At 48.5% G+C, this 20,560-nt stretch carries 13 protein-coding genes; 10 read left to right on the top strand and 3 right to left on the bottom strand.

What is annotated here, in order from left to right:
* Window positions 1-11: 11 nt before the first annotated feature.
* Complete coding sequence (locus C9I98_RS03665; protein WP_036817083.1) at window positions 12-617, bottom strand: peroxiredoxin C; 606 nt, start codon at window positions 615-617, stop codon at window positions 12-14.
* 342 nt (window positions 618-959) lie between these two features.
* Here C9I98_RS03665 and C9I98_RS03660 point away from each other — a divergent pair, with 342 nt between their 5' ends.
* The 3 genes from C9I98_RS03660 (at window position 960) to C9I98_RS03650 (ending at window position 8,007) form a co-directional block, all read left to right on the top strand.
* Window positions 960-2,282 (top strand): Na+/H+ antiporter family protein, encoded by a 1,323-nt coding sequence (locus C9I98_RS03660; RefSeq protein WP_036817082.1) that lies wholly within the window; start codon window positions 960-962, stop codon window positions 2,280-2,282.
* Window positions 2,283-2,491: 209 nt separating this feature from the next.
* A complete protein-coding gene (locus C9I98_RS03655) occupies window positions 2,492-3,826 on the top strand; it encodes a response regulator (RefSeq protein ID WP_107271593.1) in 1,335 nt (444 codons plus the stop codon).
* Between the two features lie 32 nt (window positions 3,827-3,858).
* Window positions 3,859-8,007 carry a transporter substrate-binding domain-containing protein gene (locus tag C9I98_RS03650; RefSeq protein WP_107271592.1) on the top strand — a complete coding sequence of 1,383 codons (4,149 nt, stop codon included), beginning with the start codon at window positions 3,859-3,861 and terminating at the stop codon, window positions 8,005-8,007.
* 149 nt (window positions 8,008-8,156) lie between these two features.
* Here C9I98_RS03650 and C9I98_RS03645 read toward each other — a convergent pair whose 3' ends face one another.
* On the bottom strand, window positions 8,157-8,492 hold the full coding sequence (locus C9I98_RS03645) for a Grx4 family monothiol glutaredoxin (RefSeq protein WP_036822141.1): 336 nt from the start codon (window positions 8,490-8,492) through the stop codon (window positions 8,157-8,159).
* 412 nt (window positions 8,493-8,904) lie between these two features.
* Here C9I98_RS03645 and sodB point away from each other — a divergent pair, with 412 nt between their 5' ends.
* The 3 genes from sodB (at window position 8,905) to C9I98_RS03630 (ending at window position 14,129) form a co-directional block, all read left to right on the top strand.
* A complete protein-coding gene (gene sodB / locus C9I98_RS03640; RefSeq protein WP_036822144.1) occupies window positions 8,905-9,489 on the top strand; it encodes a superoxide dismutase [Fe] in 585 nt (194 codons plus the stop codon).
* 480 nt (window positions 9,490-9,969) lie between these two features.
* Window positions 9,970-11,034 carry an efflux RND transporter periplasmic adaptor subunit gene (locus tag C9I98_RS03635; protein WP_107271591.1) on the top strand — a complete coding sequence of 355 codons (1,065 nt, stop codon included), beginning with the start codon at window positions 9,970-9,972 and terminating at the stop codon, window positions 11,032-11,034.
* Window positions 11,034-14,129, top strand: coding sequence for an efflux RND transporter permease subunit (locus C9I98_RS03630; RefSeq protein WP_107271590.1), 3,096 nt, complete (start codon window positions 11,034-11,036; stop codon window positions 14,127-14,129). The genes C9I98_RS03635 and C9I98_RS03630 overlap by 1 nt, the downstream gene beginning before the upstream one ends.
* An 81-nt stretch (window positions 14,130-14,210) precedes the next feature.
* On the opposite strand, the gene asd is transcribed toward C9I98_RS03630, so the two are convergent.
* Window positions 14,211-15,323, bottom strand: a complete 1,113-nt coding sequence (gene asd / locus C9I98_RS03625) for an aspartate-semialdehyde dehydrogenase (RefSeq protein WP_107271721.1) — start codon at window positions 15,321-15,323, stop codon at window positions 14,211-14,213.
* Window positions 15,324-16,483: 1,160 nt separating this feature from the next.
* On the opposite strand from asd, the gene C9I98_RS03620 reads away from it, so the two are divergent.
* The 4 genes from C9I98_RS03620 (at window position 16,484) to hcp (ending at window position 20,522) form a co-directional block, all read left to right on the top strand.
* Window positions 16,484-17,203: a nucleoside recognition domain-containing protein gene (locus C9I98_RS03620; protein ID WP_036822629.1), complete on the top strand. Its 720-nt coding sequence runs from the start codon at window positions 16,484-16,486 to the stop codon at window positions 17,201-17,203.
* Window positions 17,203-17,667, top strand: coding sequence for a YjiG family protein (locus tag C9I98_RS03615; RefSeq protein WP_036822632.1), 465 nt, complete (start codon window positions 17,203-17,205; stop codon window positions 17,665-17,667). Before C9I98_RS03620 ends, C9I98_RS03615 begins: the two co-directional genes overlap by 1 nt.
* An 89-nt stretch (window positions 17,668-17,756) precedes the next feature.
* Entirely contained in the window at window positions 17,757-18,878 is a 1,122-nt protein-coding gene (locus tag C9I98_RS03610; RefSeq protein WP_036822634.1) for a M20 family metallopeptidase, read from the top strand.
* Between the two features lie 294 nt (window positions 18,879-19,172).
* The gene (gene hcp / locus C9I98_RS03605) at window positions 19,173-20,522 is read left to right on the top strand and encodes a hydroxylamine reductase (protein ID WP_036822636.1); all 1,350 of its coding nucleotides are present in this window, start codon (window positions 19,173-19,175) and stop codon (window positions 20,520-20,522) included.
* Window positions 20,523-20,560 lie beyond the last annotated feature (38 nt).

Below are 20,560 nucleotides of genomic sequence, written 5' to 3'. Positions count from 1 at the left end.
AATCCAGATCCTTACAAATCGTCAGTGTGCTCTGACAGGTAAGCGGCTACACCCTGTGGTGATGCATCCATACCTTCTTTACCTTTCTCCCACTGTGCAGGGCAAACTTCGCCGTGCTCTTCGTGGAACTGAAGCGCATCAACCATACGTAGCATTTCATCGATATTACGGCCTAGCGGCAGATCATTTACAACCTGGTGGCGAACCACACCTTCTTTGTCGATCAGGAACGAGCCACGGAAGGCAACGCCCGCTTCAGGATGCTCAACGTCGTAGGCTTGGCAGATTTCATGCTTAGTATCTGCAATCAATGGGTACTGAACAGGACCGATACCGCCATCTTCTACCGCGGTGTTACGCCATGCGTTGTGGGAAAACTGCGAGTCGATTGAAACACCGATCACCTCGACACCCTTCGCTTGGAAGTCAGCAAAACGCTTATCGAAAGCGATCAGTTCTGATGGGCAAACAAAGGTAAAGTCTAGTGGGTAAAAGAAAATAACCGCCGGCTTGCCAGCAATGTGCTCTTTTAGGTTGAACTGGTCAACAATCTCACCGTTGCCTAAAACAGCTGCTGCAGTAAAGTCTGGCGCAGGACGGCCTACTAGTACACTCATAACAAACTCCATTTAATTGAGCATCGAATTGGTGAACAATCCAACACTTCAGCTTATGAATAGTAATAACGCATTGTTATTACTACAGGTTATACATTTAACGAATATCCAAACCAGTATAAACACCCATTGATGACAAGGCTAAGACATACAGCACAGATAAAGAAATTCCCTTTTACGGTAAAATTTTTCTCGACATGTTGTAAATTTTCAGCAAACTGAATGGTTTTGAGCAAAACAGCCCAATTAAATTATAAATACTACTTTCTAGGCACTCATTTCGTGCCAGTTGTAGTAATACAAACATTTTAACGACATAACACAACGACGGATCTAAGTTTTATGAACCCTGTAGTAATTTCGGTATGCGTTATGCTTGTACTCGCATTGATGCGGGTCAACGTAGTAGTTGCGCTTACCTTCAGTGCCATTCTTGGTGGCTTGATCGGCGGGATGCCACTGGCGGACACCGTCAGTGCCTTCGAAAGCGGCCTAGGCGGCGGTGCAACCACTGCACTTAGCTATGCCATGCTTGGTACTTTCGCTGTTGCCATTTCACGCTCGGGCATCACGGATGTACTGGCGCAAAAAGTGATCAAGCGCATCAGCGGCCATCACAACGCAGCAGCAGCCACTGGCGTAAAATACTCTGTTCTTTCTATTTTAGTGCTTTTGGCCATTTCTTCGCAGAATGCCATTCCGGTTCACATCGCGTTTATCCCGATAGTGATCCCACCGCTATTGCACGTATTCGCGAAGCTAAAACTAGACCGTCGCCTTATTGCCTGTGTGCTGACATTCGGCCTTGTAACGCCGTACATGGTGTTACCTGTCGGCTTTGGTGGCATCTTCCTAAATAACATCCTACTGAAAAACCTACACGACAATGGTTTGGACGTTAGTGCAGGCCAAGTACCGCTTGCAATGCTACTACCTGCGATGGGCATGATCTTCGGCCTGCTGGTTGCCACCTTTATTAGCTACCGCAAACCACGTGAGTACTCGGAAGAGAAAATCCTGGCGAGCGAACCAGAGCACGCTGAAATCAACATGCAGCATGTCTACATTGCTGTTGGTGCCATCATTGCGGCACTGGGTGCCCAGCTGTACAGCGGTTCGATGATCATTGGTGGCCTGATCGGCTTCATGGTGTTTACTTTTGGTGGTGTGATCAAGTGGAAGGAAACCCACGACGTATTCACCAAAGGCGTCCACATGATGGCAATGATCGGCTTTATCATGATTGCCGCAGCGGGCTTTGCTTCGGTAATGAAAGCAACCGGTGGTGTTGAGACCTTGGTTAGCTCATTGGCTGACGTAATTGGCGATAACAAGCCGCTAGCTGCCATCCTAATGTTGGTTGTTGGCCTACTGGTTACTATGGGTATCGGTTCATCTTTCTCGACTATCCCAATCCTAGCGACCATCTACGTACCGCTATGTATCACTTTCGGCTTCTCGCCATTGGCTACGGTAGCCCTAGTCGGTACAGCTGCCGCACTGGGTGATGCGGGCTCCCCTGCGTCTGACTCAACCTTGGGTCCAACAGCGGGCTTGAACGCTGACGGCCAGCACGAGCACGTATGGGAAACGGTGGTACCGACTTTCCTACACTACAACCTACCACTGATTGCCTTTGGCTGGATTGCGGCTATGGTGCTGTAGCCCGGCAAATAGCCTTACGGCCTAAAGAAAATACCCCAGGGTATAAACTTACCTGAAAACACCAGCCCTATAAGGCTGGTGTTTTTTTATTCTTTTACTGACTAGCCAAACACTTAGCAAAATAAAACCAGATGCTATAAACCCATTTTCATAATGGCATCTCTAGCCTATAGTTAGCGAATAAAGAATAAAAATTTCAGGGATGAGAAATGGAAATTCTGGCCCAGTCTTCGTATCTAATCATCGACGACAGCAACATCATTCAAAGTGCGACCCGCGCACTGTTGATGAAGCTTGGCGTCCCGATGAACAACATCGTCAGTACTGCCAGCGCCAAAGGCGCCATCGCGGCATGTAGCAAACGCAAGTTCGATATTCTGCTTATCGACCATAACCTTGGTGCCGGCAGCACAGGGTTGCAGCTTTTGGAATATTTGCATTACAAGCAGCTCATTTCCCCCAACGCCTTGGTGTTTATCGTCACCGGCAATGATAGCCAAGATGTGTTTTTCGGCTATTCGCAGCTTGAGCCTGATGGCTACCTGATCAAGCCGATACGCTCTGAAGATATCATCAAGCGAGTTTCATCCGGGCTACAGCGCCGCACCTTTTGCGGCACACTCCAACAAGCCTTTGGCGAAGGGGGGCTAAACCAAGTTAAGCCCTTATTTTCTAAAGCACCGGATACCATGGCACTCAAAGGCGGGACACTGTTCGTCGCTGATATGCTAAGAGCCAATCACCAATATGACAAAGCACAAGCAATGCTGGCAGGCTTGCTGCAAATTCATGACTACTTGCCGGCAAAAATAAAGCAGGTGGAAATATTGGCAGACCAACAACAATTCCGCCAAGCCATTGAACAGCTTAACAACCTCATTGACGAGAACCCGTTTAATGTCAGGCTACTGGGTATTAAAGCCACCCTCTGCACCCTCTCCGAGCAGTGGGAGCTACTTGAACACACCATCCAGCGCCATATCCAACTTCATACTAGCAGCCTTGACCAAACACTTTGCCTAGCATGGCTATACATCATCGAACAAGAGATAGACAAAGCCACCCCATTACTGCTTAAGAGTGCGCAGCTGCTCCCGAACTCGATGTGGGACAGTTCGGGACGGCGAGGACTCATCGCCTTTACCGATCTACTTGCATGTCAAAAAGAGAAACCTCAATCCCTTGAAAACTGGCGGTTGGAAAGTGCGTGGGCAAGGATCAGCAAAGATCCGAAGAGTAGAATTACCTCAAAAGGCACCCACAAGGCCATTGCCGCCATTAAATTCCTACTAATAGAAGAGAAAGAGCAGGCCAAAGAGGTATTGGCAGATATCACGGACAAAGAAATCACTGACACCGAAACCGGCTACTTAATTTGCTGGGCATTAAATCAACTTGGCGATCCAAGTGGCATCAAGCGCACGATCAAGATAATAGACAGCCTGCAACTGCCCGCCAGCCTAACCTTGGCAAGGCTACAGGCCATCGCACTGGGTAAGTTTGTCAAGCAAGAAGCAATTTCGCTACCGGAGCCTAGCGCTTAATAACTAAGTCACCCTTTGCAAGGATGTAAAGTATGTTGTCTCGCACCTCTAAGCTGGCGTTGGCCAAAATAGTTTTCATTTTGGGATGGCTTTGCTTCCCGCCAGTGAGTTTCGCTAGCCAGCAACCCACATTGAAAGTCGGCTTGCCTTATTTTGATGTACCGCCATACATCTATATCGACAAGCAAGTTTCGCCCCATAAAGTCACAGCGGCAGGCTACCCGCTCGCAAATAGTGCCTATAGCGGACTTATGGTTGATGTCCTCAGAAAGGTAGCAAACCAAACTGGCTTCGAATATCAATTAGTGCTCTACCCCGATTTCCAACAGGTATTAGCGGCATTTAAAGCAGGCGAGCTTGATTTACTCTTGGGTGTCACGGCTACTTTCGAGCGGCAACAGTATATGTCGTTTAGCGATCCCATGTTTTCTATCCGCCGCGGGGTGATCACCCACAATAAGTCGGTCAACGATTACCAACAGCTCAACAAGAAAACCATAGCGGTCGAAAAGGGATTTGCACTCAATGAATTGCTGCCAACCCTATTACCCAGTGCTTGGCTCAAGCCCGTTGCCGACAGCAATGAGGCTATCAGTGCGATTTTAAGCGGTACTGCCTTCGGTTATGTCGGTGATGCTGTTGTGTTGTCCAACTTGTTAAAGCAACAGGGCAACCCAGCCCTAACCTTATCAATACTGCCTGGGCTGCCCACCAAACACCTGCATTTTTCGGCCCCCAAGGGAAAACATAAGCTACTGAGCCGGATTAACTTTGCCCTGGAAGACATAAAGCGCGACAGCATGCCCGCCATTTACAACCAATGGCTCACCCCCGAACAACAAAATATGTTCACCCATTACGGGCAACTCAAGCTCAGCCAAGAAGAAAGAAACTGGCTTGACGGCAACCCAACCATTTCTGTTGGCGTACACCAAGACTGGGGCCCGTACGATTTTGTTGACGACCAAAATCGCCACTCCGGACTAAGCGCCGATCTGCTTGATATTTTAAGCTACGAGCTGGGCGTGAAGTTTAAGCCCCAATCAAACCCGTCTTATGCCGCTTTAACCGAATCATTCATCGATGGCGAAGTGATGATGCTATCGGCTGTGGCTGAAACCGAGGAAAGTAGCCTGCAAATGTATTTTTCGGCCCCCTATATTGATGAGCCCTGGGTACTTTTCGGCCATGCTGGAGCCTCGCTCGGTGGCTTATTCACCGACTCAGAACCAAAAGTCGGGGTCATTAGTGGTACTGCCGGCGAAGAGTTACTTGCCACACTTTGCAGCACCTGCAAGCCGACTTTCTTTATGGATCAAGCGTCAGCATTTCGGGCACTACAACAGAATACCGTCGATCAGGTACTAAGCTCACTTCATCACGCTTCACCCTTATTGCAAAGCAGCTATATCGGCCAGTTCAAGATGATCGGGCAAATCCAGCCTGAAAACCTGTTACCCCTCAGGTTTGCCGTCAACTATCGTCATCCAATATTACACGGCATTATCGATAAAGCGTTGGCGACCATACCCAAAGAAGAGTTCGATCGGCTAGAGCACAAATGGCTCACTTATGACTACCAAGAAGGCTTAGCACCAATGGAGGTCGCCAAGTGGGCAGGGCTTATTTCTGCACTCGGGCTAATGGTGATCGTTAGCATCATTGGCTGGAACCGCAAAATGGCACAGGAGATCTTACAGCGAAAAACAGCCGAGCGACGGGCAAAACGGGCAGAGCAACGGTTGCAGCAACTAGCCGATAACCTTGATGGTATCGTGCTCCAGCACGTCCAACCGGATCCGGATAAACCATTGGCACTGCACTTCACCTTTATCAGTGCCGGGATCACCGAGTTACTCCATATCAATGCCGACCAACTGCTATCGGCACCGTCCAGTTTACTTGAGCAAATGTTATTGGATGATGAGCAAAGCCTGGAAAACAGTATGCTCAGAGCGTGCCAGCAAGGACACTGGGATCACGAGCAAGCCATGAAGTGCCCAAGTGGCAAACCGAAATGGGTGCAGTTCAAGAGCCGTATCACTCCCCATGAAGATGGCGGTTACTATTGGAACACCGTCGTCACTGATATTTCGCTACTCAAGCAACAGCAGCTGGCGCTCGATGACGCCCGGAAAAAAGCAGAAATTGCCACCGCCGCCAAGTCCCAATTCCTTGCCACCATGAGCCATGAAGTGCGTACGCCCATCAGCGGTATACTCGGTTTATTAGAGCTGATGCAAGACCAGCCACTCAACGAGGAAACACGCAGCCTACACGGCGGTTTGACCCAATCGGCGCGAAACATGCTCCATATCGTCAATGACATCTTGGACTTTTCAAAGATTGAAGCAGGAAAATTGGAACTGAGCCCCGCAGACATTGCCTTGGGGACGACACTAGCAAGGATCATCCAGCCACAATCTATCCATGCCCAGCAGAAGGGGCTGGCCTTTCATTACTGGCAAGATCCAAACCTTGCCGAAAGCCATTTTGTCGACGATATACGCCTGCACCAGATCCTCAATAACTTTCTGAACAATGCAATCAAGTTCACCCAACAAGGGACTATCTCGTTAGTGGTGGATGCTCTCCCTCAACCAAGTTCGGCAACGAGTCCAACTACTGAAGATGGCATACAGCATGTACGCTTTAGCGTGAAGGATACAGGAATTGGTATTTCTCCGGCTCAGCAACAAGCCCTGTTCCAGCCCTTCGAGCAAGCCGATCAAAGTACCAGCCGTCGTTTCGGTGGAACCGGACTCGGTTTAGCCATCGCCCGCAAACTGGTTGAGCAAATGCAGGGGGAAATCACCCTCAGCAGCGAAGAAGCAAAAGGGAGCACTTTCTCCGTTCTCCTTCCCCTTGCCATCACCAAACAACCTGAGCCAACACGCACCCCACAAATGTTGGCAGGTAAACGCGCACTGCTATTCGGTTATTTTCTGCAGCGCGAAGAGCTGTGCCAATACCTTGAACATCAGGGTGTGGTGACTAACGTGGCCCCGCAAACCCACCCGCACGCCATTTGCAATACCCTCAAGCAGCAGCAACCCGACATTGCTTGTATCGCCCAATCTCTCTGGCAACAACTGGGCATCGACAGTACTTGGCTCAGCACCCACCTACCAAGCTGCAAGGTAATTGTGATCAGCCAGAACCCGATGCTTTCGCCTGAGCCGCTTGATCATCAATGGTGCCTGTCGGTCAACCCACTACTACCCGACAACCTAATGCATGTCATTACCGAGCCCGTCAGCGCGATTACCAATTCGGTTATCAATGCACCAGTAGAGCAAGCAGCCCGCGAATCAAGAATAGAGGCCGAAAAAAATGGCCGGTTGATCTTGGTGGCAGAGGATCACCCCGTCAACCAACAAGTGATCGCCAACCAGCTTGAAAAAATCGGCGTGCATGCCGACATTGTAGACAATGGTGCACAAGCCATTGAAGCACTGCAGCAGCATCATTATGGCTTGATCCTCTCTGACTGCCACATGCCGGAAATGGATGGCTATACTCTCGCCACGACACTGCGCCTACAGGAAGAGTTTGCTCACCTTCCTATCATTGCGCTCACCGCCAACGCCGTCCAAGGCGAAGAAAACCGCTGCATCGATGCAGGCATGAATGACTTTTTGATCAAGCCGGTATCAATCGACAAGCTAAAGGCGGTCATTGAACAATGGCTGCCTTCCGCGCCCGAGCCAGAACCCGAGCAACAGCAAACACAAGAACCAGCATCTTTGGAAGATGATTTCAGCGCCTTGTTCGGCGGTATTACCGCAGAACTAGAGGCTCCAACAAAGGAAGCGGATTCCCCGATATTAGATAGCGACGACGCCAAACCTGACCAATTTGATCCCTCCCGCAACAAAAGCGTTCTCGACAGAAACAAGATCCTCGCTATCTTTGGCGATGCTGATCTCAGTGACAACTTGATTGAAGAATTTAAGCAAAACCACCAGCACGATCTTCAGCTGCTAGAACAAGCGCTGCTCAATAACAACCAAGCCTCTGCGGCCGATGTTGCCCACCGCATGAAAGGCGCGGCAAGAATGTTGGAATGTGAAGCACTCGCCATGCCCCTTGAGCAAATAGAGCATCAAGCAGGCAATCAGCAACTTTCACCAAACGCGCATGAAATGAAGCAACTCAAACAGCTGAGCCAGCAACTTTGATACTTATAATGCATCGAGCCACGTCTCGGCATGGCTGAGCAAACAAACTCAAAAGCGGCCCTAAAAAAACGCCCCGGCCAATTATGGCTGGGGCGTTTCGTTGTCTGCTTCGCTGAGCGCCTTAACTGAGCGCCGAGCTTAAGCGAGAATTACTCTGCAGCAGCGTCACGGCGCTCTGCCGCTTCTTTGATCAGTGGCTGAAGCTCACCTTTCTGGAACATTTCGATGATGATGTCACAACCACCAATAAGCTCGCCTTCAACCCATAGCTGTGGGAATGTTGGCCACTGTGCGTAAGCAGGCAGCTCAGCACGGATATCAGGGTTTTGCAGGATATCTACATAGGCAAACTTCTCACCGCAGCCCATTAGAGCTTGAGATGCCTGAGATGAAAAACCACAGCTTGGCAGTTTTGGTGAACCCTTCATGTACAACAGGATTGGATTTTCAGAAATCTGCTGCTTAATTTTGTCGATGGTTTCCATAGCTTCCTCTTACGACATTTTAGTTATACCAAGCAATTCGGCATGCTTGATTAATTCTCACACATATAGCCCGACGATCTTGCTCAGTATTATAAGTTGAATTTCACAAGCACATTCTACTGCCTTGGGGCGAGGAAAAAAACGCCTAAAAGTAATATGGGTATTGAATGGGTAAATATCTGGCGTTTCTCGTGAGCTTTTTATGTCGAGGGGGTTTTAATAAAGAAAAAACTTGCTAAAATGATCCTATCATCACAATCAGGCTACCAGCCCTTGGTTCTAGTCGTGTTGTGAGCATACCCACCAACAACAAAAACGATGGGTATTAGTCAGTTATAAAATAAGTTGGTCACGAGCCAACCGGAAGCAATGTCGCGGGGCAACCCCCCTCAATAAAATGGAGAATCGAGTAATGGCATTCGAACTACCCGCTCTACCTTATGCAATCAACGCACTTGAGCCACACATCTCTCAGGAAACGCTTGAGTACCACCACGGCAAACACCACAACACTTACGTTGTTAAGCTAAACGGTCTTGTTGAAGGTACAGAACTTGCTGAGAAGTCTCTAGAAGAAATCATCAAGACTTCTACTGGCGGCGTATTCAACAATGCAGCTCAGATCTGGAACCACACTTTCTACTGGCACTGCCTAGCACCAAACGCTGGCGGCGAGCCAACGGGTGAGGTAGCGGACGCAATCGCTCAGTCTTTTGGTTCTTTCGAAGAGTTCAAGGCGAAGTTCACAGATTCTGCAATCAACAACTTCGGCTCTTCTTGGACTTGGCTTGTCAAGAAAGCAGACGGCTCTCTTGACATCGTTAACACGTCTAACGCTGCGACGCCTCTAACAGACGAAGGTGTAACTCCTCTTCTAACTGTTGACCTATGGGAACACGCTTACTACATCGATTACCGTAACGTTCGTCCAGACTACATGAACGGCTTCTGGGCACTAGTTAACTGGGACTTCGTTGCTAAGAACCTAGCAGCTTAATCGATACCGGCTCCTTTAGCCTCGAACATAAGCGCCTGCATATTGCAGGCGTTTTTTTATTAAATCTATTTAGCCTCCCGCCGCAATTCTTTTTAAATTAGCCATACCCACCAGCAACCGTCCTTCACCATTTTCAGCTGCCAAATGCATCTCAAAGCTCCATACAAATGGACCGATTCTCGTTAAAACATACGATACTCGGCGGGGCTGGGTAAGAGAAATCGCTGATTACAGCGAAAAGATGGTGCCTTTATCCTTGGTTAGGGCAAATTCACCGACACAAGTGAAGCACCCTATAATTTAATTTAAAGTCAATTAGTTACACGTAAGTTTGAACTGCTTTTTATAAGCCTCGCGCCCCTGAAAAGCCATAAAAAATATAAAATCGTATGGTTTCATATAGTTGATTTACGCTTTCCTGACAATTTGCTGAACAAATGAAAGTAAAAATGCGGGTGTATTCAGCAAGAAGATACTCTTATGACTAAAAATTCAGCCAGCAAAACTTTCATCACCACCCTACTTTGCCTTGCTCCGGTACTTGCTACTGCCAACGAGACAGAGGCATCCGCTATCCCTGTTACGGTTGAGCCCGTGGCAACGAAGAGCATCACCCAACACATCGAAGAAGTGGGTAAAATCACCGCACACGACTCTGCCAACCTCACCTTCAGTGCCGGTGCCAAAATAAAAGCTATCCACTTCAATGATGGCGAAGCTGTCGAAGCTGGAACTGTGATTGCCGAACTTGATAGTACTAAAGCTAAAGCGGATTACGATAAGGCCCAAAGTTCACTGAAGCTCGCTGAAACCAATCTAGCCAGGACGCTCAACTTGCTTGCCAAGCAACCAGACGCCCTCTCTCCACAGGATGTTGACGGAATCAGAGAAGAGGTAAACCTCGCGAAAGCTGATTTCCGCCAGAAGGAAGCCACACTTAAGGACTACACCATTGTTGCCCCGTTTGATGGCCGCCTGACCACATTCAGCTATTCGGTCGGCAGCCATATTGATGCCTCTACCCCGCTGGTGAGCTTGTTCAAGCTTGATCCAGTTAAAGTTACCTACTCAATCAGCCAAGAGGATCTCGGCAAGGCCCACAAGGGGCAAGCCGCGAGTGTGACTGTTTCAGCGTACCCAAACCAAGAGTTTACTGGCCAAGTTAATTATATTGCGCCGGCTGTAGACGACAGTTCAGGACGAGTTGAGGTCAATGCCAATATCAATAACCCGAACCTGACTTTAGCACCGGGCATGTTTGCCGATGTGCGCCATAAACTCGAAGTCGCAAAACAGCAGCTTGTTGTACCTCAAACCGCCATCGTTGCGCATAACGACACACGCTACATTTGGGTAATCAAAGACAATAAGCCAACACGCAAAACCGTAACATTAGGTGCCAATACCAATGACGGTTACGTAGCAGTTAACTCCGGCCTCAATAAGGGTGAGCTGGTGGTCACTGCGGGTCAGCACAAGCTCAATGAAAACGTAACGGTAAAAGTGATGGATCAACCGTTGAAAGAAACTGAGGAGGACAGCTAATGCAGTTGCCTTCAGTTTGTATTCGCCATCCTGTTTTTGCATCGGTACTCAGTATCGCCATAGTCTTGTTGGGACTGTTGTCTTTTCAAAAACTCTCTGTTCGCTATTTCCCGGCGCATCAAGATTCGACCGCAACTGTCAGTGCCAACATTACAGGTGCTAGTGCCGAATTTATGTCGCGCAACGTGGCAGATAAGCTGATCGATGCTGCAAGCGGCATTGATAGCATCGAAACAATGGAGACCGACTGTGGCGAAGGTTCCTGTAGCTTAGCGATTGAGTTTTCGGATGACGTCGATGAGACCGAATACACCAACTTAATGAACAAGCTGCGCAGTAGCGTTGAGGGGATCACTGACTTCCCGCCGAGTATGACCGACAAGCCAACGGTGACGGACAATACCTTTGCCCTCGGTGCTGCTAGTAATGTCATTACTTTTGTCAATACGGGCGAGATGGATCAACAAGCGATGTTCGACTACATCGACCAACAGCTCATTCCACAATTCAGGCACATTCAGGGCGTTGGCAGCGTCAATGGCCCCTTCGGTGGCGAAGCCAAAGCCGTACGAGTTTGGCTAAAACCTGAACGAATGAAAGCCCTAAACATCCAAGCAGCCGATGTGGTAGGCACACTCAGCACCTATAACAGCACCTTTACCGCCGGTACCATCAAGGGTGAGGCCCGAGACTTTTCTATCAACCCAGTTACCCAGGTTGATAACATTGATGATGTACGTAACTTAGTGATCCGTGTTGATGAAGGCCAAATCATTCGAGTAAAAGACATTGCCGATATCAACATGGGGGCGGAAAGCCTTACCCCGAATATGCTATCTATCGACGGCCACCAGGCTTTATCGTTAGAGATTGCACCATTTAAAGCCGAGAACCCGATTGTCGTCACGGAACGTATCCAGGCCGCCATGGAGAAAATGCAGGCAAAATTGCCAGCAGGCATCGAAATGAAGATGGTGTATAACGAAGCTGACTTCATTGATTCGGCCATTAATCAAGGCTTTTCGACACTCATCGAAGCCATTGTGCTGGTTTCCTTAGTCGTCATGCTGTTCTTGGGGTCAATCCGAGTGGCCTCTATCCCGGTGATTACTATCCCTGTTTGTGTGATAGGTGTATTTGCCGTGATGTCATGGCTTGGCTTTAGCATCAATATGATGACGATACTGGCGATCATTCTCGCCATTGGCCTGGTCGTCGATGACGCCATCGTAGTGGTGGAAAACTGCTACCGACATATCGAAAACGGTGAAACACCACTCAATGCCGCGCTGAAGGGCAGTAAAGAAATTGTCTTTCCCGTCATCTCGATGACACTAACGCTGGCAGTGGTTTACCTACCGATCGGCTTTATGTCAGGCCTAACCGCGGATCTGTTCCGCCAATTTGCCTTTACACTTGCCGCAGCGGTCATTATCTCCGGTATCGTAGCTTTAACGCTGTCACCGATGATGAGTGCCTACTTACTCACCCCGCCAACTCAGCAGCCGCGCTGGTATGCTCGTATTGACCACCAGCTAAACCGCTTAGCGAATGCTTACAATAACGAGTTAGCGAAATGGTTTAACCGAAAAGCAACCATGGCAGCCATTTCGCTCGGGCTGTTGCTCATTGCTGGCGTCACTTTTGTTTATATACCCAAAATAGTGCTGCCGACTGAAGATTCGGGCTATATCCATGCGACACCTGTCAGCCCGACCGGCGTTGGTACCCAATACCACCTCACCCACCGTGACGCGTTAAACAAAGTCATGGGTAACAATGAAGCTATCGAAGCGAATCTTTCATACCTTGATAGCGCCCCTGACAACCATATCCTGCTAAAGCCATGGGACGAACGCGAGCAATCCATCGAAGAGATTATCGCAGACCTAAGCCGTCAGGCCGGGCAATCAATACCCGCTTATGACTTATCATCAATATCGGTGCGCACCTCCGACGGCCTTCACTTGGCGACTAGCCTGGTATTAGTCCTGACGACGGTCGATCGTGATACAGATGCATTGGCTGCTACGGCGGAGAATGTTGTAACGCTACTGGAAAACTACCCAGGCCTTACCGATGTCTCAAACTCAACCGTGCGTGACAACCTCGCCTATGATTTGTTCATTGACCAAAATGCGATTACATTGTCAGGCGTAAACTATGGTGATGTCACAAGCGCCCTGTCGACTTTTCTTGGCTCCGTGAAAGCGGCTGACTTACAAGCTGACGATGGCTTTACCTACCCGATTCAGGTACAGGTCAACCGCCAGGATCTGGGTAACTTTGATGTCCTTGATACGTTGTATGTCAATTCCGAGTCGGGCCAAAGTCTACCTCTGTCGCAATTTGTCTCGATTAAGCAAACCACCGCAGAGAAAACCTTCAAGACATACATGGCACGGGACAGCGCTGTTATCTCGGCAAAGCTAATGCCAGGCTATATTCCTAGCGATATCAAGGCGTTTGTAGATGAGCAAGTACCACTACTACTTAACCCAGCTCAAGACTACGCCTACGATGGAACGGTCAAAATATTAAACGACTCACAGGCGGGCACCCAGTTGCTGTTCTTGCTTGCCCTCGTGTTTGTTTACTTAATCTTGGCGGCACAGTTTGAGAGCTTCGTTGACCCCTTGGTGATCTTGCTGACGGTCCCATTGTGTATTGTCGGCGCCCTGCTGACACTGACAGTGTTCGGCCAGAGTATGAATATCTACTCCAAGATCGGATTGCTCACCTTGGTCGGCCTCGTCACCAAGCACGGCATCCTTTTGGTCGAGTTCGCCAATAGCCAACGACGCCAAGGCTTACCTGTGCTTGAGGCCGCAATGGAAAGTGCACGCTCTCGCTTGCGCCCAATCCTGATGACGTCTCTGACCATGATCCTCGGCACGCTGCCACTGGTTTTTGCTTCTGGCCCAGGCTCAGCAGGCAGAATCAATATCGGATTAGTGCTGGTTGGCGGATTGATTGCCGGCACCTTCTTCTCGCTATTCGTCGTACCGGTGGCCTATGTTGCCTTGGCCAAAATCAAAGACAAAGCTCGCCTGGCCTTCGGCCAGTCAAGCGATAAGTCTCAGGCTACATCTTAGTTTAGCCGTCGTTCTTAACCCATAAAAAAACGCCTGCAACTGCAGGCGTTTTCACATTTAAAGCTTAAACAAGTACTGAAATTACTTCTCAGCCAAGATAATACGTAAAGTACGACGTAGCGGCTCTGCCGCACCCCATAGTAGCTGATCACCCACGGTGAACGCGTTCAGGTACTCACCGCCCATCGCCAGCTTGCGCAGACGACCAACAGGAATAGAAAGCGTCCCCGTTACCTTGGTTGGTGATAGCTCCTGAGCGGTAATATCGCGATCGTTCGGGATCACCTTCACCCAATCGTTGTGCGAAGCGATGATCTGCTCGATTTCGTCCATCGGTACATCTTTTTTCAGCTTCAGCGTCAGCGCCTGGCTGTGGCAGCGCATCGCGCCGATACGCACGCAAGTACCGTCAATTGGAATTGGGTTGCCATCAAGGCCTAGGATCTTGTTGGTCTCAACCGATGCTTTCCACTCTTCCTTGCTCTGGCCGTTATCACGCTTCACGTCAATCCATGGAATCAACGAGCCTGCCAGCGGCACGCCAAACTCATTCGACGGGAAGTCAGACGAACGCATCACGTCGGCAACCTTACGGTCAATATCAAGAATGGATGTTGACGGATCAGCCAGCTCACTTGATACCGCATCGTTAATCACGCCCATCTGGCTAATCAACTCACGCATATTCTTAGCACCGGCACCCGATGCAGCCTGATAGGTCTGCGAAGTCATCCACTCCACCAAGCCTGCCTGGTAAAGACCACCCACCGCCATCAGCATCAAGCTAACGGTACAGTTACCGCCGGTAAAGGTATTCACACCATTTACCAGGCCTTGTTTCATTTGATCGTAGTTAACAGGATCAAGCGCAATTATTGACTCATCAGCCATACGCAAGGTAGAGGCAGCATCGATCCAGTACCCTTTCCAACCAGCTTGGCGCAGTTGTGGGTAAACTTTCTCGGTATAACTACCGCCCTGGCAGGTAATAATCGCATCAAGCTTCTTCAAGCTATCAATATCAAAGGCATCTTGTAGGTCGCCTGCATCTTTACCAAAGTTCGGTGCAGGAATACCTATTTGGGATGTCGAGAAGAATACCGGCTCGATTACATCGAAATCCCCTTCTTCTACCATACGTTGCATAAGGACGGAGCCAACCATCCCTCGCCATCCAACTAAGCCTACTTTCATCATGTGCACTACACTCCCTGTTTTTAATATCTGTTGGTCGATAGCCAAACCCAAAATCTGATACCCATCTATAGTAATTTCAGCCCTGAAACACAAGTAGAATATGCAATAAACCTGTAAAAAAATCACTTCCGCGTGAAATCTTTGTCGGGCAAGTAAAGTTGACGCTTTTTAACAATAGAAATTGCTGCTATTTGAGTCCGTTGTTTAACGGACTAGAAAACATGCAAAAGACGCTTATGATGCAACCTCACTACCACTTATTGTTCAGTTTTGACGCTTGGGCGAAAGGCATCCCCCTATTTCCCTCCTCTCTTTACTGGCTAATTTTGATATACGACCATCGAATTGATAGCCCGCATGCGCTCAACATTGCGATACCTTAATCAATATAAATTAGAAAAGTCAGACACCTACACAAAGAAAGAAACTCATATAGAAACGCCATAGAACAGCCAATACAGAGACAAAAAATAGCTAGCCCAATATTGGAGACGTGAGGAACAATCAATAAAGGCATTGTTTTATCGGTTTCAGTGCCACCAATTGAATTAGACCGCAAAAACACATGCTATCCATCCCTGTGGTAAAACCATTCTGCTACTGTGACTGATATTTCATAAACGGCCTAATCCGTCTAGGTCCTTCGCTGACGCTAGAAAAAACCATACCCAGATACCGATAAAAGTAATATCGCCTCTGAGCTTTTTCCCAGTATGATTCTCTACTCCAAGTTTCAATACTGGCACCATGGTGAATGTAAACAAATATGTCAGCCATGAATTATTGGAAAACATTCAAAATCTTGAGCTAATCAATCAAAATTAGTCACCAAAACAAGCCAGTAACTGAAAGCACACAGTTCGAAGCCAATTAATTAATAAAGAAAAAACATTTGACGAAGAATTTAACTATTCACTCTATTCATTAATTTTCACAAAGCCCTGATTAATATAGATCCAGATCACATTTATTAACGAATACTTCAATAGTGTTATGTTTCAGTAGCACATATTGACCCCCGTCAATTATTTGCCCTGCCAATTAGAGAAAATAACCACGATTTTTATTTTAAGTAGCGTCAACTTCTTACCCATTGTGAAAAGTTGTTACAAGTTACTTTTTGCCAATTTGGCTTTTAGATTCCTACGAGGTTATATATGAGCAATCCAGCAAAGGATGACCAAAAGGTAACAATAGGTGCATACATTGCCCTAGCGTTTGCTTTTGTGTTCTTCTCAGGCGCACTACAGACGAACGAGTGGTACGGTGTTTTTGACTTTAACACCCTAAACGGTTCTTTCGGTACTATGGCTAACGAAGTCACTGTTGCTGCAGAGGGTGCACTAGAAGTGACTAAGACAACTATGCGCGGTACTGGCGGTAGCGGTGCACGTGATGGTTTCTTGTTTGCCCTAACACTAGTTCCAACAGTTATGTTCGCACTGGGCATGATCAACGTACTAGAGCACTACGGTGCACTTAAAGCGGCACGTAAGCTACTGACTCCTCTACTACGTCCACTAGTTGGTCTACCAGGTGATACCGGCCTAGCACTTATCGCTTCTCTACAGAACACTGACTCAGGTGCATCAATGACCCGTCAGCTGCAGGAAGAAGGCCACATCAACCAGCGTGAAACCGACGTGTTCGCGATGTTCCAGTTCTCAGCTGGTGCGACTATCGTTAACTTCTTCTCTTCAGGTGCGGTGCTATTCACCCTAACTTACGCTGACGGCACAGCGGCTGTGACATCTTCTATCGGTCTTGCGGTAGTGATGATGTTCGTTATGAAGATTGTTGGTGCCAACATCTTCCGCCTATACCTAGCTGCAACTGACAAGAAAAACAACGTAACTTCAGAGAAGGAGACCGCATAATGTCTCAAGCTACTAAAAAGCCAATGGTTACCGACATCTTCGTAGAAGGTGCAAAAAAAGGTTGGGCAATCTCTACTAGCTCAACAATTCCAAACGTAATGATGGCATTCGTTATCATCAAAGTTCTTTCTCTGACTGGTGCCCTAGACGCAATGGGCGTACTTTTCTCACCAGTTATGGGTATTTTCGGCCTACCAGGCGAGGCAGCGGCCGTACTAATCGGTGCTTGGATGTCTATGGGCGGCGCTGTGGGTGTTGTTATCACCCTGTTTGACAGCGGTATCTTAGACGGCAGCCACATCGCTATCTTGGCACCGGCTATCTACCTAATGGGCTCTCAGGTTCAGTACCTAGGCCGTATCCTAGGTGTTATCGGTACTGAAGGTCGCCACATCCCAGTAATGGTTGCGATTTCAGTATTCAACGCATTCGTTGCAATGTTCGTAATGAACATCCTAGTGTAACGCTATTTAAATAGGGGGGCAGATCTGCCCCCTTTTTTTATTCCTGTCGCTATTCCTCCCCGACAAACGGGTTTCTATCAGGAGCTACTATGAGTTTCTCACTACAAGATTATTTGGAAGAACTACGTCCGTTAATTGATGTTGACTGCGGTACCCTTACCAAAGAAGGTATCGAAGTTATTGCAAACCAAATGGAAAAGAAATACCTCGACCTTGGTTGGCATGTTAAGCGCGTTGACTGCGGTATTGCAGGCACTGGCCTTGAAGTTCGCAACAAGCCAGAAGCAGAATCAATTGATGTGATGCTACTTGGCCACATGGATACTGTTTTCCCAGTGGGTACAGTGGCAGCTCGCCCAATGACCTTCGATGAAAAGCGTGCATACGGCCCAGGTGTATCTGATATGAAATCTGGCCTGTTGAACATCGTTCATGTCATGCGCGAAATGGATAAAGAGACGCTAGACAAGCTGTCTATCTGCATCTGCATGAACCCAGACGAAGAAATCGGCTCGCTACACTCTGAAGCGTGGCTAAAGAGCGTTGCTGTTAACGCTAAGAACGTATTGGTTGCCGAAGCCGCTCGTGCCGACGGCTCACTGGTTAAAGCGCGTAAAGGTATGGCTCGCTACCGCCTAACGTTTGCAGGTAAAGCTGCTCACGCGGGTAACGAACCGCAAAACGGCCGCAGTGCAATCACTGAAATGGCTAACTGGATCCTGGCTATCAACAACCTAACAAACTTCGAGTCAGGCACCACCCTGAACGTAGGTGTTGTTAAGGGCGGTGCAGGCGCGAACATCGTACCTGATCACGCTGAAGCTGTGGTTGATGTCCGTTTCTGGGACAACGACGAGTACGCCGATGCTGACGCGAAGATCCGTGCTCTGGCTGAAACACCGTTCGTTGACGGCATATCAATCACGGTTGACCGCGAAGCACACAAACCATCAATGGTTCCTTCAGAGAAAACTGAAGCACTGATGGCGATGGTTGAAGAGTCTGGTAAAGAACTGGGCATCGACATCAAGTGGCAAGAAGTGGGCGGCGGCTCAGATGCTAACCTAACTGCGGTACTGGGTATTCCAACACTGGATGGCCTTGGCCCTGCAGGTGCTGGTTTCCACAGTGCTGACGAGTACCTAGAGCTTGATACTATCGAGCCTCGCATCCAGCTTCTGAAGAAAGTGCTGGTTAAAATTGCCGGTTAATATTGCTTGCAGATAAGTAATTTTTCTTTATAAGGCGCCTGTTCGGCGCCTTTTTTGTCGCAGCACCTGTTCTACTTCCTTTTCGTCGCACCTTATTCGTCGATACTTTCACCAACAAACCACTATTAGTCAGCCTGTTAGACTGAATATCCTTTCCCCCGCAATATAAGATATATTTAAAATACACTTTAAATCTTCTGATAATGATCTTGATCAATGAACTCAATCATCCATCGCCTTAAGCTTTCCTTATTATAAAGTTGCAAAATAAATACACCTTTAAGGAATGCAATAATGTCGAACCTAGCAATGTTTTGTCACCAGTGCTCTATGGCACAAACAGGTGGCTGTGGTAGCACCGGAAAAACCCAAGGTACTTGTGGTAAAGACGAAAACCTATCACGCCTACAAGATATTATGATTTTTGGCCTTAAGGGCCTTTCTGCATACCGCACCCATGCCAACGATCTTGGTGCCGACACCAAGTCGGTTGACGATGTTATTGCTGAAACCCTCTACTTCACCCTAACGAATGTGAACTTCAGCTTCGACCAGCACATTGCCCAACTAATGAAAATTGGTGGCGCGGGTAGTGAAATGATGTCTCTGCTTGGCGAAGCGCACCACAACCGTTTGGGTGTGCCTACACCAGTCTGCGTACCGCAAAACAAGGCCGAGGGTAAGGGCATCTTGGTCACCGGCCACGATCTTGAGCTGCTTGAGCGCCTGTTGATTACAACGGAAGGCAAAGGGATCAACATCTACACCCACTCTGAAATGCTGCCTGCACACGGCTACCCTGAGTTGCGTAAGTACAGCCACCTAAAAGGCAACATCGGTAAGGCGTGGTTTGATCAGAAGAAACTATTCCAACAGTGGAACGGTACGATTATCGTGACCACTAACTGCATCGTGCCGCCAACGGGCCGTGCTGATTACGCCGACCGCCTTTACAGCTACGGTATCGTGGGTATCGACAACTGCCGCCAGCTTGAAGAGGACTTTGGCCCGCTCATCGAGCAAACCCTGAGCCTACCGGATATCGAGGGCTTCGACAGCGAAGAAACCCTGATGACTGGCCATAACTACAAGACTATCTTAGGTCTGGCACCGCAAATCCTTGAAGCGGTAAACGAAGGCAAGATCAAGCAATTCTTCGTGGTTGCCGGTTGTGACAAGCCAGGTAAGCCGAATGACTACTTCCGCGATCTTGCACTGTCGATCCCGGACGACTGCATTATCTTGACCTCGTCATGCGGCAAGTTCCGCTTCAACGACCATGACTTTGGCACCGTACCGGGCACTGAAATCCCGCGCTACTTGGATCTTGGCCAGTGTAACGACAGCTACGGTGCCGTGATGATTGCGCTGGCGCTGAGCGATGCTATGGGCGTAGCGGTCAATGATCTGCCGGTGAACATCGTGTTGTCTTGGATGGAGCAAAAAGCGGTGCTGATCCTATTGGCGCTGTTCAACCTTGGCATCCAAAACATCTACCTGGGTCCAAACCCGCCGGAATTTGTCAACGAGGATATCTTCAATTTCCTCCAGCAGCAGTTCAACCTGCAGCTAACCGGCGATGCCAAAGCTGATCTGGAAAAAATGCTCAACCCTCAGCCTGAAATCACGTTGGTTGAAGCTTAATTGCCCAATTTTGCAGGGCGGATAAACGCCCTGCAACC

The sequence above is a fragment of the Photobacterium sanctipauli genome (genome assembly GCF_003026495.1).
Classification (GTDB): domain Bacteria; phylum Pseudomonadota; class Gammaproteobacteria; order Enterobacterales; family Vibrionaceae; genus Photobacterium; species Photobacterium sanctipauli.
Note: the sequence above shows the minus strand (reverse complement) of the source record. Positions and strands in the feature narration are given on the sequence as shown.

Bases quoted from the DNA above. Each gene is read 5' to 3' on its own strand.
- C9I98_RS03665 (WP_036817083.1), bottom strand. From the start codon at position 617: ATGAGTGTACTAGTAGGCCGTCCTGCGCCAGACTTTACTGCAGCAGCT.
- hcp (WP_036822636.1), top strand. From the start codon at position 19,173: ATGTCGAACCTAGCAATGTTTTGTCACCAGTGCTCTATGGCACAAACA.
- sodB (WP_036822144.1), top strand. From the start codon at position 8,905: ATGGCATTCGAACTACCCGCTCTACCTTATGCAATCAACGCACTTGAG.
- C9I98_RS03660 (WP_036817082.1), top strand. From the start codon at position 960: ATGAACCCTGTAGTAATTTCGGTATGCGTTATGCTTGTACTCGCATTG.
- C9I98_RS03645 (WP_036822141.1), bottom strand. From the start codon at position 8,492: ATGGAAACCATCGACAAAATTAAGCAGCAGATTTCTGAAAATCCAATC.
- C9I98_RS03650 (WP_107271592.1), top strand. From the start codon at position 3,859: ATGTTGTCTCGCACCTCTAAGCTGGCGTTGGCCAAAATAGTTTTCATT.
- C9I98_RS03620 (WP_036822629.1), top strand. From the start codon at position 16,484: ATGAGCAATCCAGCAAAGGATGACCAAAAGGTAACAATAGGTGCATAC.
- C9I98_RS03655 (WP_107271593.1), top strand. From the start codon at position 2,492: ATGGAAATTCTGGCCCAGTCTTCGTATCTAATCATCGACGACAGCAAC.
- C9I98_RS03635 (WP_107271591.1), top strand. From the start codon at position 9,970: ATGACTAAAAATTCAGCCAGCAAAACTTTCATCACCACCCTACTTTGC.
- asd (WP_107271721.1), bottom strand. From the start codon at position 15,323: ATGAAAGTAGGCTTAGTTGGATGGCGAGGGATGGTTGGCTCCGTCCTT.
- C9I98_RS03615 (WP_036822632.1), top strand. From the start codon at position 17,203: ATGTCTCAAGCTACTAAAAAGCCAATGGTTACCGACATCTTCGTAGAA.
- C9I98_RS03610 (WP_036822634.1), top strand. From the start codon at position 17,757: ATGAGTTTCTCACTACAAGATTATTTGGAAGAACTACGTCCGTTAATT.
- C9I98_RS03630 (WP_107271590.1), top strand. From the start codon at position 11,034: ATGCAGTTGCCTTCAGTTTGTATTCGCCATCCTGTTTTTGCATCGGTA.